This is a genomic window from Pantoea sp. S18, assembly GCF_045689705.1.
Lineage (GTDB): Bacteria > Pseudomonadota > Gammaproteobacteria > Enterobacterales > Enterobacteriaceae > Pantoea > Pantoea symbiotica.
Genome location: NZ_CP142688.1, coordinates 2675677 through 2693569 on the forward strand (window position 1 = coordinate 2675677; position 17893 = coordinate 2693569).

A 17893-nucleotide genomic window follows, 5' to 3' on the forward strand; every position below is an offset into this window, starting at 1 on the left:
TGCTCTCCTTAGTATGCGTTCGCAGGCTGCCAGTCGGGAATGACCGGCAGCGCCTGTAACAGTTTTTGCGTCCAAGGATGCTGCGGCGCGGCGAACACTTGCTGCAGCGCTCCGCTCTCCACCACTTGCCCGTTCTGCATCACCAGCACGCGATCCGCCAGATGCTGGATCACGCCGAGATCGTGAGAGATAAACAGCAGCGCGGTGCCGTGTTCGGCCTGCATGTCAGCCAGCAGATCCAGCACCTGCGCTTGTACCGAAACGTCGAGCGCGCTGACCGGTTCATCGGCCACCAGTAGCGCCGGATTCGGCGCAAAGGCGCGCGCAATCGCCACGCGCTGACGCTGGCCGCCGGAAAGCTGTTGCGGATAACGCTGCAGGAAGCGGTCGCCGAGCTGCACTTCATCCAGCAGCTGCCGCACGCGCTGACGGCGCGCATCGCCGTAAATCCCGGCGCTATCGAGGCTTTCGCCGATAATTTTTTCCACCGTGTAGCGCGGATCAAATGAGCTGAACGGGTCCTGCGCGATCAGCTGTAGCCGCGCACGCCGGGCGCGACGCGCTTTCTCCGGCAGACGATCCCAGCGCTCCCCTTCCAGCAGCAGCGTGCCGCTGTCCGGTTCGGTTAAGCCCATCACTACTTTCACCAGCGAGGTTTTGCCGGAGCCGGATTCGCCGACCACGCCAAGCGTTTCCCCGGAGTGCAGCGTGAAGTTGATGTCGTTGAGCACCAGACGATCGCCGTAGGCTTTGTGCAGGCCGATGCCCTCCAGCAGCGGTGCGCTGCTGCGTGTCGGGCGTGGCGGCAGCGGCGTCGGTTCTGCCGCGCTGAGACGCAAACCGCGCGTGGCGGGCGTCGGCACCGCACGTAGCAGGCGCTGCGTCCAGGCGTGTTGCGGACGATTGAGCAGCGGGCCGCTGTGGCCCTGCTCCACCACTTCGCCATCGCGCATTACCAGCACGCGATCCGCCAGTTCCGCTACCACCGCTAAATCGTGGCTGATCAGCAGCAAACCGTGGCCGTCGCGGCGGCGCTGCGCCAGCAGTTGCAGAATCTGGCGCTGCACCGTCATATCCAGCGCGGTGGTCGGTTCATCAGCAATCAATAAAGTTGGCGTGCCGGCCAGCGCGGTAGCAATCAATGCACGCTGACGCTGGCCTCCCGAAAGCTGATGCGGATAGCGTTCGAGGCGGCTTTCGGCATCATGAATGCCCGCCGCCTTCAACAATGCGAGGCTTTTGTCCTGCAAATGGCCGCGATAACCGGCGGCGCTTAGCGCATCACTTAGCTGCTGACCAATGCGGCGCAGCGGATCAAGCGACACCAGCGCGTCCTGTAACACATAGCCAATGCGACGACCGCGCAGCGCGCGCCAGTCGCTGCGGCTGGCATGGCGCATATCGCGGCCGTCGATGGTGAAACGGTCGGCGGTTAACACCGCGCCTTCCGGCAGCAGACCAAGCAGGCTGCGCGCGGTCAGGGTTTTGCCGGACCCGGATTCCCCGACCAGCGCCACCGATTCGCCCGCCGCGACTTGCAGGTTGAGGTTTTTCACCACCTGCTGCGGCCCAAAGCGGATTGAGAGATTCTGGATATCAATAAATGGCTGGCTCATGCAGATCGTCCTTCAAAACGTGCCTGCCAGTAACGCCCCAGCGTATTCACCGCAATCACCGTCAGCGTAATAAACACGCCCGGCCACACGGCGATCCACCACGCGTTACGCAGATAGTTGCGTCCTTCCGCCAGCATCAGGCCCCATTCTGCGGTCGGCGGCTGCGGCCCCATGCCGAGAAAACTCAATCCGGCGGTGCCGATAATCGCGGTGCCGAGCCCCAGCGTGGCCAGCGCTGGCACCTGCGCAATGGCGTGCGGCAAAATGTGGCGGGTGATCAGCGTGAAACGCGACAGGCCAAAGGTGCGCGCCTGCTCAACGTAGCCGGAGGTCATCACGCTGTAGGTTTGTGCGCGTACCACGCGAGCAAAACGCGGCACCGACGCGACGCCGAGCGCGATAATCAGGTTGTTGGTGCCGGGCCCGGTGAAAGCAATCAGCATCAGCGCCAGCAGCAGATCTGGAAAGGCGGAGATCACATCTACCGCGCGGCTCAGCAGCTCATCCACCACGCCACGCGCCAGTGCCGCCACCAATCCCAGCAAGGTGCCAATCACCACCGCCAGCGCCATCGCCGCCACGCTGATCAGCAGCGAATAGCGGCTGCCATAGATCACGCGCGTCAGCAGATCGCGTCCCAGCTGATCGGTGCCCAGCCAGTGCTGCGCCGACGGCGGCAGCTGCGCGTTAACCGGATCGGCCAGCAGCGGATCGCTGTGCGCCAGCCACTGCGGGGCGATCACCGCGATTGCCAATACAATGAGAAACAGAATCGCTGCCCACACCGCGGCGGGCAGCGCAACCGGAAGGCGTTGCAGTGCGGCAATCATGATTTGCTCTCCCCGCGCAGACGCGGATCAATCCACAGCGACAGGATGTCAACCAGGGTGCTCATCACCACGTAGATCAGCGCTGAGAGAATCGCCACCGCCAGCACCACCGGCAGATCCTGCGCCAGCACCGCATCGACGGTGAGTTTGCCGAGGCCGGGACGACCAAATACCTGTTCGGTGATCACCGCGCCACTCAGCAATCCGCCCACCAGCCAACCGGTCAAAGTCACCGCTGGCAGCGCCGCATGACGCAGCGCGTGGCGCAGACGAATGGTGGTTTCCCCCACGCCCCACGCGCGCAGCGTCAGGGTGAATGGCGCATCCAGCGCGCGCTCCAGCTCGCGGCGCAGCAGCTGAGCGATCACCGCGCCCTGCGCTAGACCGAGCGCCAGCGCAGGTAGCACCAGCGACGACAGCGAGCGATCGCCCGCCACCGGGAACCAGCGCAGCGTGAAGCTGAAAATAAACAGCAGCACGATGCCCATCCAGAAAGAGGGCGTGGAGGCCAGCAGCAGTTCCACGCCGTTAGCCACGCGGCGACCAATGCGACGATGCGCGGTGCCGACGGCAATCACCACCGCAAAGATGATGCTGACCAGCAGCGCCGCCAGCGTCAGTTTGATGGTGGGCCACAGCTGCGTCGCCAGCAGATGGCTGACTTCGGTGTTGAGCATGTAAGAGCGGCCAAAATCGCCGTGCAGCACGCGCCACATATAGTGCAGATATTGCCACCACAGCGGTTCGTTCAGACCCCATTCAGCGCGGATCGCCGCCTCAATGGCTGGCGTGCGCAGCTGCTCACCGATCAGCAGGCTGACGATATCGCCCGGCGCCAGATGCACGCCGAGAAAGGCCAGCGAAACCGCCGCCCACAGCACCAGTACGCCGCCCAGCAGACGGCTGACGATGCGGCGCGTCAGGTCGCTGCGCCACACCGATGGCCGACGCGCGCGTGGCGTGCGGGTGACAATGCTTTCCAGACTCATCTTCGCCTCCTGATTAGTGGTCGCTGAGCCAGATGTCGTACGCGTTCTCCGGCATCTGTTTAAAACTGCGGAAACCGGCACCGTGCACGTAGCTGGCGGTGGCGATCTGGTCTTCGGGTTCATACAGCGGGATCGCCAGCGCCTGCTGTGGCAGCGCATATTGCTGCAGCTGGCTGTAGAATTTACGGCGTTGATTGATATCCAGCGTCGCTGCCGCCTGATCGAGCCAGCCGTTAATTTGCGGGCTGTTGACGCGGCTGTAGTTAATCGGCCCGCCGGCTTTCACCGGGCGATAGTGGTTTTCAATATCGATGCCGTCGGTTTCGGTATTCGAGTTGGCAATCGAGCCGAAGTGGCCGGTGTTACGCACGTCGGTATAGGTGCCGGAATCGACATAGCGCAGTTTGAGGTCCACACCGAGACGCTGGCGCGCCTGCGCCTGAACCGCCTGCAACAGCACATCGCGCTGATCGCGCACCGTTGCCTGCGCCTGAATCACCTCAATGCTCAAACGCTGGCCGTCTTTGGTGCGGAAACCGTCGCTGTCGCGCGTTTGCCAGCCCGCTTCGTCCAGCAGCTGGTTGGCGGCGGCGGGATTGTTTCCGTACTGACCTTCGAGATCGTTGTTGTAGAGCGGATCGACCGGCGAGGTAATGCCCCACGCGCGGGTGCGTTCACCGCGATACACCGACTTGAGCAGCGGATCGATATCCAATCCCTGCAACAAAGCCTGACGCACCTTCACGTCCTGCGTCGGGCCATATTCCACGTTGAGGAACAGCGAATACGGCGTGCCGGTATTCAGCGCATGCTGATAGGTGAAGTCGGGGTTGTCTTTGAATTCACCGGCGTCATTGCCGGAGATGCCTTCAATCGCGTCCAACTGACCGGACAATAGCGCGCCGGTGCGCACCGAAGATTCCGGCAGGAAGCGATAGGTCACGCGTTCCAGATACGCCGGACCTTGATGTTTGGCGGTGGCGGGCGCCCAGTTGTAGTGCGGATTGCGTACGAATGTCACCTGCTGGCCTTTTTCGTAGCTTTCGATAATAAATGGCCCGGTACCGGCGATCTCTTTGCCGCCCGCTTTCAGCTGCGGTGAGTTCCAGCTGGCCGGCGCCAGAATCTGCAATTTGGCGGCGAACGACAGGAACGGCGAATAGCCCTGCTTCAGCGTGATGGTGACGGTGTGATCGTCCGGCGTCGCCACGCTGGCAATGCGCGCGCCCAGGGCGCAAATGCTGCTACCGGCGCAATACTTTGCATCCTGCACGTGGCGGAAATTCTCGGCCACCGCGTTGGCATCCAGATTCTCGCCGTTGGAGAAGGTGACATCGCGACGCAGGCTAAAGCGATACGTTTTACCGTCCGGACTGACCTCATAACTTTCTGCCAGCCAGGGTACGAAACTGCCGTCGGTACGGCGCGCCAGCAGCGATTCCCACACGTTACGCAGCGTCACTTCCGCTTTGGATTGCCCATTGAGCTGCGGGTTAAAGGGTACAGGTTCGGTTTCGACGCCAAAGGTTAAGCTGCCACCGCTGCGTGGTTGCTCAGCGGCGAAAAGTGATGCGCTTCCCAGCAGGCAGATGACACCCAGCGCGAGAGTGATGGAATTCGCTTTCATAAGATCCTTGGTGGTTGCAGGTGCTTTTTTAGTTGTTCAGGCGATTTTGGCGATGGGTTGATCGGCTGGCGGGTTGAATTCCTTTTTCAGAAACACCAGCGCTTCGCCTAATGGATTGGTGCGGTGATGAAACGGTTGATAACCGCGACGCAGATAGAGCTCGCTCAGCCACGGATGCTTGATGGCGGTGGCGAGATAGACGCCCGGCGCTTTCAGCGTCTCTTTCAGCAGAGTTTCTTCAGCGTAGGTGATGATGTCGCGGCCAAAGCCCTGCCCTTTGTAATCAGGATCGACAGCAAACCAGTGGATAAACGGCAGCGATGAAGGTGCATTTTCATCCTGCTGCCACGGAAAACGCACCGTGACGGTCGCTACCGCGCGTTTCCATTTGCGCAGCACCAGCACGGTTTCCTGCTCGATGACGCGGCGCACCTGCTCAACGTTGCCCTGTGAAATGGTGAAGTGCACATCCAGCGCCACCAGCGCGGCGTAGGCACGCTGCAACAGCGCAAATATTTCTTCCGCATCATCGGGCTTGGCAACTTCAATTAGCTGACTCATGGTGACCGTTTCCTTATTCAATCCTGCCGAAAGTATTAAAATCCGGCGGATTAAAGTAAACCGAGAATAACGGCAATCGATTTGTTGAATATGGGAAATGGTATTTTATGACGAGGCAATAATCCGCACGGAAATAACCATCACGTAGGGTCGCCATTAATGGCGACCATTGGGTGCAAATGTGAAAGTCAGGTCGCCATAAATGGCGACCCTACGGTACACGTGTGGAAATCTGTTCGTTATAAATGACGTAATTCTGGTAAATCCGCCTTTTTCAACCACGCGCACGCAAGCTTCATAGCAGGCCGGGGCCGCTTTTGGGCCGGCAATCCACAGCGCTGAATGAAGAGAGGAAGCCAGGAGAGCCCGCAGGACGCGGGCGAAAGGCGGAGCCGGGACAAGGACGTCCCGTCTCCGCCGGTCCGTCAGGCAGACGAACGAAGTGAAGGCACCGCGTAAGCGGCGCGAGGACCGACGGCCCAAAAGCGGCCCCGGCCTGCGCACTTCTCGTTAGCTTGCCAAAATGGCGACCATACGATGCAAATGTGAAAGACAGGTCGCCATTAATGGCGACCCTACGGAGTCAGACTTACGGTTTGGTTACCCACACATCGTAAACGCTTTCTGGCATCTGCTTATAGCTGCGGAAACCGTAGCCGTGCACGTAGCTGGCGGTGGCTAACTGATCTTCCGGTTCATACAGCGGCACTGCCAGCGCCAGCTGCGGTAAAGCGACCTGCTGCAGTTGGCTGTAGAAATCGCGGCGCTGCTTGAGATCCAGCGTGCTGGCGGCTTTATCCAGCAAGCCATTGATCTTCTCATCGTTGACGCGGCTGTAGTTTATCGCGCCGCCTTGGGCGATCGGACGATAGTGGTTTTCGATATCCACGCCATCGGTTGGGGTGTTGGAGTTGGCGATGGTGCCGAACTTGCCGCTTTTACGCACATCCGCATACGTACCGGAATCGACGTAATTCAGCTTAAGATCGACGCCAAGACGCTGACGCGCCTGTGCCTGAATTGCTTGCAGCAGCACATCGCGCTGGTCGCGCACCGTCGCCTGCGCCTGAATCAGCTCAATGCGCAGACGCTGGCCCTCTTTGGTGCGGAAACCTTCGCCATCACGCGTTTTCCAACCGGCTTCATCCAGCAGCTTATTGGCCGCATCCGGATTGTTGCCGTATTTGCCCTCCAGCTCTTTGTTGTAAAGCGGATCGATGGGTGACGTGATGCCCCACGCGCGGGTACGCTCGCCGCGATACACCGACTTCAGCAGCGGATCGATATCCAGACCTTGCAGTAACGCCTGACGCACTTTCACATCCTGCGTCGGGCCATATTCCACGTTGAGGAACAGAGAATACGGCGTACCGGTGTTCAGTGCATGTTGATAGGTAAAGTCGGGATTGTCTTTGAATTCACCGGCATCGTTACCCGAAATGCCTTCAATGGCATCAACCTGGCCCGACAGCAGCGCGCCAGTGCGCACCGAAGATTCCGGCAGGAAGCGATAAGTAACGCGATCGAGATACGCCGGTCCCTGATGCTTCGCGGTGGCCGGTGCCCAGTTATAATTCGGGTTTTTAACGTAGGTCACCTGCTGGCCTTTCTCATAGCTTTCGAGAATAAACGGCCCGGTGCCTGCCAGATCTTTGCCACCCGATTTCAGCTGCGGTGATTTCCAGCTGGCCGGTGCCAGAATCTGCAAGCCCGCAGCGAAGGAGAGGAACGGTGAGTAAACCTCTTTCAGGGTGATCACCACGGTGTGATCGTCCGGCGTTTCAATCTTCTCGATGTGCGAACCCATCAGGCACAAACTGCTGCCAGCACAGTATTGCGCGACCTGAGTTTGGCGGAAGTTCTCAGCCACCGCGTTGGCATCGAACTTCTCGCCATTGGAGAAAGTGACGTCCTGACGCAGATTAAAGCGGATCACTTTGCCATCCTGGCTGGTCTCATAGCTCTGCGCCAGCCACGGCACAAAGCTGCCGTCTGGACGGCGCGCCAGCAGCGATTCCCAGAAGTTACGCAGCGTGATTTCCGCTTTGTCCTGGCCGTTAAGTTGCGGGTTAAAGGTGGTGGGTTCGGTTTCGACACCCACCGTTAAGCTGCCACCGCTAACCGGTTGATCGGCGGCCACAGCATTAAACGCGTTTCCCAGCAGGCTAAAACCTAATGCCAAAGCTATTGAAGTTAATTTCATATTGTCCTTGGTGATTGCAGGTAAATATTATGTATGGCCTTAATCTGGCCTGTATTAATTCCCGCTGAATTATTAAAACCCGGACAAATAAATGTAAAACGACAATAGTGGCAATCGATTTGTTGAATATGGCAATTCACCAATAAGCGAAAAAACAGATTATCGTGACATGCTCGCCGGTAGCGGAGGCACACCAGATAACCCGCGTAACCCGTACTCGACCATTGCCATATAGACCGCAAAATAATCCAGCGCCATTTGCATAAAGGAGAGATGCAAAATGAGCGTATTGCTGGCTTTGTCCAGCGTCAGCAACCCCGCCGCTTCAGCGTCCTGCAGACAGCGTTTGATGTGCGAACGCGAAACGCCACATTTCAGTGACGCTTTCAGGTAGTTGTACTCAATAACGGTGGTTTTTTGTTGCAGACTTTCGATGTAAAGATCCATCAGCAGCATATGCCCGGCATCCCTGAAAATGAAGGCTTTACTCTCTGGTACCATATCGAATAAGTAGACATGCTTGAGGGTAATTTCAGCGTATTTTTTGAAGTATTCGGCATGGAAATTTTCCATTTTCAGGCATGCCGAAACGTCGAAATCACCATACAACATGCCGTAAGGGATCATCATGGTATTAATCAAGGCTCGGGTTTCATCCAGTGCTTTGTTGGTCACCGTGTAGGTTAACTTGCGTTTATCCTGCGCATCCTTTTTAACTTCCATACGTCCACCTACCCGAATAAACAGCAGAAAGGAGTCAATGGTGTTGTCGCTAATCAGGCCAGTTTTCTTACAAAAGTCTTTTACATCACGCAGCGTTGGGTTTGCTGAAGTGAAGGAGTACGCCATGATCGCCGAGCCAATAATAAAGCGATTGGCTTTAAAAATGACCTTAAAATAGAGCGGCTTAGTCAGATACAGTCTAAACAACAGTTTGTAATGCTTCTGCATAACTAACGAGATGTTTTTATTTGACTTAATCTCTGCTGCGCGATGATAAATTAATGCTGTGAGTTGCTGTTTGCTTTTCATATTGCTGTGTTGTGTGCCTGGTTATCAATTATAAATATTTCAAAAACCACCTACCTTCTCATACATTATTTTAAAGCCGGTTGAGAATCGGTTGATGATGCTTTTGGGAGGCATTTTTTCTGAGGTTAACATTTTAAGATTAACAAGGGTCTTTTTGCCCTTCCGAGTACGATCTTACCATCAATGCGCTATTTTTTGTAAAGCCTGATTTTATTTTAACCTGATAAGGCCATTTCTAAGCCTGTAAATTAATTTTTGTTTTTATAGCTATTTCATTAAGTTAGATTGCGATATTTTGGCAAGTATTCACTTTGCAGCACGGCTTAAAAAAATTAACCACAAAAATGGACAGTGACTTAACAAAGCCCTTATGAGAACTTTCTTAACGCACGGTTATTCCGCTTGATTAAGCCACGCTGGCTTATAGCCATGCCGATTTTCACAGGGAATATCCGACAGGTTTTTAATGGATTTCATAAGGATTTATCATGGACGATTCACCGCAAAAGATGCTGCATCACGGCTTTTCATTGGGTATTTTATCCAAGAATCATCTGCTAAAAAAACTCGCTTACCCTCTGATCCTCATGGATTTTATTGCTATGCCATCAGCATGGGCAAATATGAGTGTCTATCCGATGGAAGTCACCCTGAATAATCAGGGTGCGGCGCAGGTGCAGACATTATCACAGAGCGGTGAAGCGCAGTTTATTCGCGTCAGCATCAAGCGAATTGAGCGTCCTGCGACACCGTTTGAAAAAGAGATATTGGTTGAAGATGCCGTTTCGCGCTCGCTTATCGCCACACCGGATAAGTTCGCGCTCGCTTCCGGTTCTCAACGCATCATTCGGCTGATTTCATTACAACCGCCGGAAAAAGAGACCGCCTGGCGCGTCTACTTTGAGGCCGTTGCTGCCCCGGATGAATTGAAAGATAAATCGCTGCCGAATAATAACATCAGCAATCAGGTCGGCATCAATTTAGTCTGGGGCGTGCTGGTCCATATTCCGCCACGCAATGCCAGGTTATCGCTTACTGCATCCACATCGGGCGAAGTCAAGAATTCCGGTACGGTACGCGTAGTGATTCGTGAGGTGGCGGTTTGCTCAAAACAACATATCAGCAGCAGCTGCCAATGGAAAAAAGAACACGCCACGGTTTATCCGGATGAAACACTGCGCTTCAAAGCCTGGAGTTCTGCAGAATTAAGCGCTGCTCAGGAAGTCAGAATTAAATATGTTGATCTCAACACGCGGAATTTAGCCGAGTACGTTATCGGACAATGATCAGCACCTATTAAAGGAATAACAACCTGTTTGTTATAAAGCAGTTTACTACCCATGAGACGGTCATTAACGGCCAGTACAAGGATTTACACGGAGCTACAAATGCAAAAATTAATTAAACCACTTGTCATCGCTGCTGCGTTAACGGCTGTATTTAATGCACAGGCGGTGCAGAAAGATATTACGGTGAATGCGAATGTCGATTCGACGGTCGATATGACCCAGGCGGACGGAACCGCATTACCGGGCACCATTAATATGCAATATATTCCGGGCCGTGGTTTGTCTACCTATTCACTGGACACCAAAATCTGGTCGAACTCGCAAACCGCCAATATTAACGTTGCGCTAGTGAGCGCTGCTCAGCTTAACAATACCGTCACCGGTACAGCGGTACCCTTGACCGTCACGCTGGGCGCGGATTTAAAACCGATTACCACCACCAACACACCGCTGACTTACGCCTCGCTGTTCCCGGCGGGTACCGCCAACGGTTCGTCAGTATTGCCACTGAAAATCTCGCAGACCACGCAAGGCGTACTGGCAACAGGTACCTATTCCGGCGTGATCAGCCTGTTAATTACTCAGGCCACCACGCAGAGCTAATTTGTCGGCATTAACTGATCAATTATTTCGGGGGGCCGCTCGCCCCTAATGCACGCCAGTTAAGCGTAAATCGGTCGCCATGAATGGCGACCCTACAGCAGTTGGCGATGTTTTCGTAGGGTGCGCATTCATGCGCACCTGCTTACATAGGCAATTTATTGCTTAAGTGAGCGGCATTAGGCAGATCGCCCCCCTTATTATTCTTTTTCAGCAGGATGCTGTAATGAAGGTCAATATTCGCGTCGTTTTAATCGCCTCTTTCATTACCCTGATCCCCTCTCTTGCACCCCGCGCTGCCACGCAGGTTCCGCCTGGTTTTGAATCGCTGGTCACCGGCCAGAAGCTGTGGGTCAACCTTTCTGTTTATGGGCAATCGCTCGGCCTGTTTGAAGCCTCTGTCTCGCTTGATACCGTCACGTTCTTAAAACCGCATCAGGTTGCGCGGGCGGTGATGCAGCATTATCAAAAGGATCCGCAGCAGGAAAAACGCTTAGACCATCTGATAAGTGAACCGCTGGCACGCAACGGCAACAAGGCATGCAGCAGCAACGGCGGCGCAGCAGGCTGCGACTATCTGGAAACCGATTCCCTCGCGCTGATCTACGACGAAAATAATGCCAAAGTGGCGCTGTTTCTCGGCCCGGAATTTGTGCCGCTGGCGGCTGACAACGCATCGCCCTACTACCAGCAGACTGCCGAAACGGAAGCGGCGTTTATTCATCAGCAGAATATCAATTTCGTCACCAATCGCGATGACCAGACGCTATCCCTGCAGGGTGCGGGCGCGCTTGGACTCACTGAAAACAGCTATGCCGGTATCGACTGGGACTATCTGGCGCAAAAATACCGTCAGCAGAGTCATCAGGAAGTACGCTTTAACAACGTGTTTCTGCGCCGCGATCTCGGCAAGCGCTATTACGTGCAGGCCGGACGCATGGATTCGCGCGATATCTTTAGCAACGCCGGCGGCAACATTACCTTAAGCCAGTTGCCGCTTAGCACCATTGAAGGTGCGCGCGTTGGTTCGACGCTCGCCTGGATGAACCGCGCACAGGCGGCGCAAGGCACGCCGGTGACGGTGTTTATTACGCGTCCGTCGCGTATTGATGCTTATCGCGGGCAGCAATTGCTGGGCACCTTTTACCTCAATGCGGGCACGCAAAACCTCGATACCAGCGCCTTTCCCAATGGCAGCTATAGCGTGACGTTGCGCATCTATGAAGAGAATCAGTTGTCACGTACCGAACAGGTACCTTTTAGTCGTACCGGCAATGCCACCAGCCAGAACATTGAATGGTTTGTACAAGGCGGAACCATTCCCGATCGCGAGATGCAGGGCAACGGCGCTGCATCACAACAGGGTGCCGACCGCCGCGTGATGCAGGCGGGCATCAAAGTGCCTGTGACACAAGACGCTGCGCTGACCGGCGGTGTCGCCGTGACCAACCGCAACCGCTTTATCGAAAGCGCGCTCGACTGGAGTCACGGCTTTGATAACCCGCTGCTCGACGGCATTCTCACCACCCGCTTTAGCTACCTGAAAGGCAGCGAAGGCTCGCGCGGCAATATCCAGCAGGTCGCCTATAACGATGGATTCTCACTTAGTTTCTACCGCAGCGCCCTGTATGCGCAGGATTGCTACAGCAACAACGGTGGGCAATACGGGTTCAGCGGGTGCTACCAGAGCAGCAGCCTGATGTTCAGCGTGCCGGTGAAAAGCTGGTATCTGAATGCCGGCTACAGCGCCAGCAAGAATGAGGGCCGCAATGTGCTGCCCGTTCAACTGGATGATAACGCGGTGGTGCCACAGTGGGCGCGCCGCAACCTCTACAGCAAAACGCAGACCACCACCTGGCAGGCTGGCCTTGGGCGCGGCTTCAACGTCAACGGCATCAATATTAATACCAGCGCCAATCTCTTTACCCGCACCAGCAGCAGCGGAACCCAGCGCGATAACGGCGGCTTCCTCTCGGTTTCACTCTCGCGCGTCAGCACGCCGACCGTTGATTCACGTTCGAGCTACAGTTCGCTCGGCATGACCTACCAAACCGATCGCAACAACAAAGATCAGATTGGCTATAACGTGGCGCAGAACTGGTATTTCGATGCGCAGAATCAGCAGGAAATCGGTGTGAACCTCAACGGTAATCAGGAAAACAAGCTGAATGCTTCCGTTTATGGCAAAACCGGCGGCGAATACGGCAGCGGCAGCCTGGCGGTCAGCTCGGCATCGTCCGGTTCATCCGCTCAACGCTTTAGCAGCAGCGGCAGCTATAACTCCTCTTTGGCGGTGGCGCGCTCAGGTCTGTACTGGGGCAAATGGGGCAACGGCCTGCCCGGTGCGGCGGTCGGTTTGCATGTGGCAAGCAGCGATGAGAGTCGCGATACCCGGGTGGATGTCTCGGTTGATGGCGCAGGCAGCGCCAGCCTGCACGGCACCGGCCGCACGCTCTTCAGCGTACCGGCTTACACCCAGAGCGCGATCAGCATCAATGATTCCATCGAATCCACCGACGGGATGCGCAGCGAAATTACTCAAGGTGCCGGACGACGCACGCTGTTCATCGCGCCGGGGCGCATGTTGGTTAGCAAGGTGAATATTGTTTCGCGCTACACCTGGCTTGGCAGACTGATGATCAATCAACAGCTTCCACTGGAAGGTGCCACGCCGCTGAATGTCGCCAGCTGGTCCGGTTTAGGCCAGGGCGGATTCAGCGCTGAGACCGATCACCGCATAAAAAATCTCTACATGGTGCGCGGCATGCAGATGTACCGCTGTGAAATGAAGGTGAAAAGCACCCATGACGTGGTGCGTTACGTCGGCGATAGCGACTGCAAACCTATCGAACTGGCTTCAGTGCCGCAGGATGTGCAGCAACGAGCAAAAATGCTGATTGTCACCCGCCAGGCGGATGAGGTTCCGCTGGCTCGCACCGCGCCTTCTGCGCCGCAACAACAATAGGGATTTTGGATGAAAAGTAGCTTTCTTAGCGCGCTGACGCTGTTTTGGTTAATGGTCAACACATTGGCGCAGGCGGCCACGCTCACGCCTTCTGGGCGCAATACCAGCGTTGCGGTGACGTTTGACCGTATGTCAGTGCCGGCGCAATTGCCGATCTGGACCAATGAAAATGGCGGTTACGATACCAATGACGCGCCAAAATGGGGCCGCAACACGCTGGTTTGCCAGTCGCGCACCAGCAATCAATATGGCGCCTGCCTGACATTACCTGTCTGGCTGGAAGCGTCTCCGTCACCCTATCCCGTGCCGCTATTGTTTACCGAAAGCAGCACCAAACAGACGTTGGTACTGAATGTCTATCTCACCAAAAGGCGATCGCTGAATAATGTGGTGGTGGCGACCAATCTGGTGCCGATGAATGCCTTTGGCGGAGCCGTCACGCCGCGTGGCGATGGCACCGATTATTCAGCCTATCTTCCCTCTTCCGAGCTGAGTAAATTCCCGTCGGCGGGCACCTGGAGCGCAACGCTGAAAATGTCGCTGATGCAGTGGCCCGTGACATCCTGCACCGGAAATTCGCAGAACGTGAACGTGGGGTGCACCAACGTGACGAAGATGGGTGACTGGATCGCCAGCATGACCTTTAAGGTGACGGATTACGGTAATCAGCAGATTTATCTGCCGGAGTTTGGCAATGCGGCCGCTACGGTTGATCTCGGTTTAAAAACCTTCCCCGGTGCGCGCGCCACAACCAGCGTCAGCGGCAGCCGTTCGCTGGATATGTGCCTGTACGACGGCAATAATTCTGACAGCAACCGGGTAAGCATCTTGTTTCAGGACGAAGGTGCAGCCGCGCCCGCCAGAGCCACGGGATTGTTTTCGTTATATCGCACAGGCGCGGACAAAAATCTGGCGCAAAATCGTCTCGATTATGCGCTTGAAGTGATTAACCCGCTGACCAAAGCGCGCCAGACCGTTGAGAACGGCAGCGAAATTATCTGGAGCGGCACCAACAGAGGTGTGTTGCGACGTGTGGTGTTACCGGGCCAGAGCAATTCGGTGCTGTGCGTTCCCGCGCCGATACAACTCATCACGCCGCCTTTTACTTTATCGTCAAAAACAGCGGGGCGTTATCAGGGCACGCTGAGGATTATTTATACTCCGACGACGCAATAATGGCGCGGGCGGTTATGACATTATCCGATGTTTTCGTAGGGTGCGCATTTATGCGCACCAGGTCGCCATGAATGGCGACCGTGCGGGGTAGGTTTAAAAATTATTGGTGAAGCGCTGATAGAGATGCAGGCTGTTTTTTAAATTGAGTTTTTTAACGATCTTATTCTGATGGCTATAGAGTGTTTTTTTATTTATACCGGTTATCTTCGCCACACCTTCAATCGATTCGTAAGTGAATAAACAACGCAGGAAGTTAAATTCTTTACGGGTTAAATGATTATTGATGGCGGGAGCAGCCAACAGCTGGCCGTTTTTATGCTGGCACAACATCATCGCCAGCCTGGTACTGATGGTGCCGATTGGAGATTTTTTATCGATAAAACAATCAGCTGCAATGACATGACTGCTGTAATTAATCTTGTTTTTCACTGAATCTGAAAAGAAAATCAGTGTCGCATTTAAGGTGATTTTCAGTCTGGTCAGATAATCTATCTGAACCAGCGCCGTGCGAAAGTTAACTGGCAAATCAAAAATAATAATCGGTGAAAGGCTGGCGGTTTTTTCCCTGTCACTCATCAGCGTCTTCATTTCACGAAGCGTATTACAGCAAGTGATATTTGAATGTTCCAGCAGCGCAATTAAGCCCTGCTGGTGATAGCAAGACTGATCCAGATAAATGACATCCATGATTAATTTCCGATAAATATCCCTCATTTTGCGAATACTATCGGCTTACCGGCGGAAATTAACTGTCCATTTTTGGTGCTAAATAATTTACATGATCGACCGGTCGATTTAAAAGTAGACCGGGCACAAAGTGTTACCTCGGTGCCCGGTCTGATTTCACTCTAAAGCTAGGCGCGCGCGGCGATGATGCTTTCAGCCACGTTGCGTGGCGCTTCCGCGTAGTGCGCAAACTCCATGCTGTAGGTTGCGCGGCCTTGCGACATCGATCGCAGCGTGGTGGCGTAGCCAAACATCTCGGACAGCGGCACTTCGGCGCGAATAATGCGTGCGCCAAAGCGTTCATCCATGCCCTGCAGCGTACCGCGCCGCGCCGACAAATCGCCCATCACGCCACCGGCATACTCTTCCGGCGTTTCCACTTCCACCTGCATCAGCGGTTCGAGGATCACCGGATCGGCCAGTTTCGCGGCGGCTTTAAAACCAAAGATCGCCGCCATGCGGAATGCCATTTCCGATGAATCGACATCGTGGTACGAACCAAACGTCAGCGTGGCTTTGATGTCCACCACCGGATAACCGGCCAGCACGCCGCTGTTCAGCGCTTCACGAATCCCCTTCTCCACCGAAGGAATGAACTCGCGCGGCACCACGCCGCCTTTGGTAGCATCTTCAAAGGCAAATCCGGCGCCCGCCTGCTGCGGCTCCAGCGTCAGCACCACATGGCCGTACTGACCTTTACCGCCCGACTGGCGCACAAACTTACCTTCCACGTCGCGCACCGTTTTGCGAATGGTTTCGCGATAGGTGACCTGCGGCCGACCAATGTTGGCTTCCACGCCAAACTCGCGCTTCATGCGATCCACGATAATCTCCAGATGCAGCTCGCCCATGCCGGAAATAATCGTTTGTCCTGATTCCTCATCGGTGTGCAGACGGAACGACGGATCTTCGGCCGCCAGTCGCTGCAACGCCAGGCCCATTTTCTCCTGATCGCTCTTGGTTTTCGGCTCAATCGACAGCGAAATCACTGGATCGGGAAACTCCATGCGCTCCAGCGTGATCACCGCATTAGGATCGCACAGCGTTTCGCCGGTGGTGACCTCTTTCAAACCTACACACGCGGCGATATCGCCAGCACGAATCTCTTCGATCTCGATACGGTCATTGGCCTGCATCTGGACGATGCGACCGATGCGCTCTTTGCGTCCTTTCACCGCGTTCCATACGCTGTCACCTTTGCGCAGCACGCCGGAGTAGACGCGCACGAAGGTCAGCTGTCCGACGTAGGGATCGCTCATCAGTTTGAACGCCAGCGCCGAGAACGGCTCGCTGTCATCCGCATGACGTTCATCGTGTTCGCCCTGCTCGTTGACGCCGCTCACTGCCGGTACGTCGAGCGGCGAAGGCATCAATTCAATTACCGCATCGAGCATGCGCTGCACGCCTTTGTTTTTGAACGCACTGCCGCACAGCATCGGCTGGATTTCACCGAGCAAGGTGCGCTGACGCAATCCAGCAACGACCTCGTCTTCACTGAGATCGCCCTGCTCCAGATAGCGATCCATCAGTGCTTCGCTGGCTTCTGCTGCCGCTGCCACCATGTTCTCGCGCCACTCGGTGGCGAGTGCTTGCAGCTCAGCAGGAATTGGCGCATAGCTGAAGCTCATGCCCTGGCTGGCGTCGTCCCAGTAAATGGCGCGCATTTTGTTGAGATCGACCACGCCACTGAAGTGCTCTTCCGCTCCGATGGGGATCACAATCGGCACCGGATTGGCGTGTAGGCGGTCTTTCATCATCTGCACCACGCGGAAAAAGTCCGCGCCCTGACGGTCCATTTTGTTGACGAAGGCGATGCGCGGCACGTGATATTTATTGGCCTGGCGCCACACGGTTTCAGACTGCGGCTGCACACCGCCAACGGCGTCATACACCATCACCGCGCCATCAAGCACGCGCATTGAACGCTCAACTTCAATGGTGAAATCGACGTGTCCGGGCGTATCGATGATGTTGATGCGGTGCGGCGTAAAGCTGCCGTCCATGCCTGGCCAGAAGCAGCTCACCGCCGCCGAGGTAATGGTGATACCACGCTCCTGCTCCTGCGCCATCCAGTCGGTGGTTGCCGCGCCATCGTGCACTTCACCTAACTTGTGGCTCATTCCGGTGTAAAACAGGATGCGCTCAGTGGTGGTGGTTTTACCGGCATCGATGTGCGCGGAGATGCCGATGTTGCGATAACGTTCGATGGGGAGGGTTCGGGGCATGATGCGTCCTTAGTCATTCGACTAGTTATGCGGCGCGCACCATTGCCCGCCGCT

General features: G+C 55.7%; 13 protein-coding genes. 4 read left to right on the plus strand and 9 right to left on the minus strand.

From position 1 onward, the window contains the following. Positions 1-8: 8 nt before the first annotated feature. From VIJ98_RS12425 to VIJ98_RS12455, 7 genes are all read right to left on the minus strand, one after another. A complete protein-coding gene (locus VIJ98_RS12425; protein WP_323274249.1) occupies positions 9-1616 on the minus strand; it encodes an ABC transporter ATP-binding protein in 1608 nt (535 codons plus the stop codon). Then, complete coding sequence (locus VIJ98_RS12430; protein ID WP_323274251.1) at positions 1613-2446, minus strand: ABC transporter permease; 834 nt, start codon at positions 2444-2446, stop codon at positions 1613-1615. The genes VIJ98_RS12425 and VIJ98_RS12430 overlap by 4 nt, the downstream gene beginning before the upstream one ends. After that, a complete protein-coding gene (locus VIJ98_RS12435; RefSeq protein WP_061717675.1) occupies positions 2443-3435 on the minus strand; it encodes an ABC transporter permease in 993 nt (330 codons plus the stop codon). Before VIJ98_RS12435 ends, VIJ98_RS12430 begins: the two co-directional genes overlap by 4 nt. A gap of 13 nt (positions 3436-3448) precedes the next feature. Continuing rightward, positions 3449-5062 carry an ABC transporter substrate-binding protein gene (locus tag VIJ98_RS12440; protein ID WP_323274253.1) on the minus strand — a complete coding sequence of 538 codons (1614 nt, stop codon included), beginning with the start codon at positions 5060-5062 and terminating at the stop codon, positions 3449-3451. A gap of 36 nt (positions 5063-5098) precedes the next feature. Next, on the minus strand, positions 5099-5623 hold the full coding sequence (locus VIJ98_RS12445; protein ID WP_061717677.1) for a GNAT family N-acetyltransferase: 525 nt from the start codon (positions 5621-5623) through the stop codon (positions 5099-5101). Positions 5624-6212: 589 nt separating this feature from the next. Beyond that, the gene (locus VIJ98_RS12450; RefSeq protein ID WP_323274255.1) at positions 6213-7826 is read right to left on the minus strand and encodes an ABC transporter substrate-binding protein; all 1614 of its coding nucleotides are present in this window, start codon (positions 7824-7826) and stop codon (positions 6213-6215) included. Between the two features lie 159 nt (positions 7827-7985). Continuing rightward, on the minus strand, positions 7986-8756 hold the full coding sequence (locus VIJ98_RS12455) for a hypothetical protein (RefSeq protein ID WP_323274257.1): 771 nt from the start codon (positions 8754-8756) through the stop codon (positions 7986-7988). A gap of 590 nt (positions 8757-9346) precedes the next feature. On the opposite strand from VIJ98_RS12455, the gene VIJ98_RS12460 reads away from it, so the two are divergent. The 4 genes from VIJ98_RS12460 (at position 9347) to VIJ98_RS12475 (ending at position 14888) form a co-directional block, all read left to right on the plus strand. Further along, complete coding sequence (locus VIJ98_RS12460) at positions 9347-10144, plus strand: fimbrial protein (RefSeq protein ID WP_323274259.1); 798 nt, start codon at positions 9347-9349, stop codon at positions 10142-10144. A 102-nt stretch (positions 10145-10246) separates the two neighbouring features. Then, positions 10247-10750 (plus strand): CS1 type fimbrial major subunit, encoded by a 504-nt coding sequence (locus VIJ98_RS12465; RefSeq protein WP_008107322.1) that lies wholly within the window; start codon positions 10247-10249, stop codon positions 10748-10750. A gap of 223 nt (positions 10751-10973) precedes the next feature. After that, a complete protein-coding gene (locus VIJ98_RS12470; protein ID WP_323274261.1) occupies positions 10974-13712 on the plus strand; it encodes a TcfC E-set like domain-containing protein in 2739 nt (912 codons plus the stop codon). A 9-nt stretch (positions 13713-13721) separates the two neighbouring features. After that, the gene (locus VIJ98_RS12475; RefSeq protein WP_323274263.1) at positions 13722-14888 is read left to right on the plus strand and encodes a CfaE/CblD family pilus tip adhesin; all 1167 of its coding nucleotides are present in this window, start codon (positions 13722-13724) and stop codon (positions 14886-14888) included. Between the two features lie 93 nt (positions 14889-14981). Here VIJ98_RS12475 and VIJ98_RS12480 read toward each other — a convergent pair whose 3' ends face one another. Continuing rightward, on the minus strand, positions 14982-15575 hold the full coding sequence (locus VIJ98_RS12480; protein WP_323274265.1) for a LuxR C-terminal-related transcriptional regulator: 594 nt from the start codon (positions 15573-15575) through the stop codon (positions 14982-14984). Positions 15576-15742: 167 nt separating this feature from the next. Further along, positions 15743-17839, minus strand: coding sequence for an elongation factor G (gene fusA, locus VIJ98_RS12485; RefSeq protein ID WP_323274267.1), 2097 nt, complete (start codon positions 17837-17839; stop codon positions 15743-15745). Positions 17840-17893 lie beyond the last annotated feature (54 nt).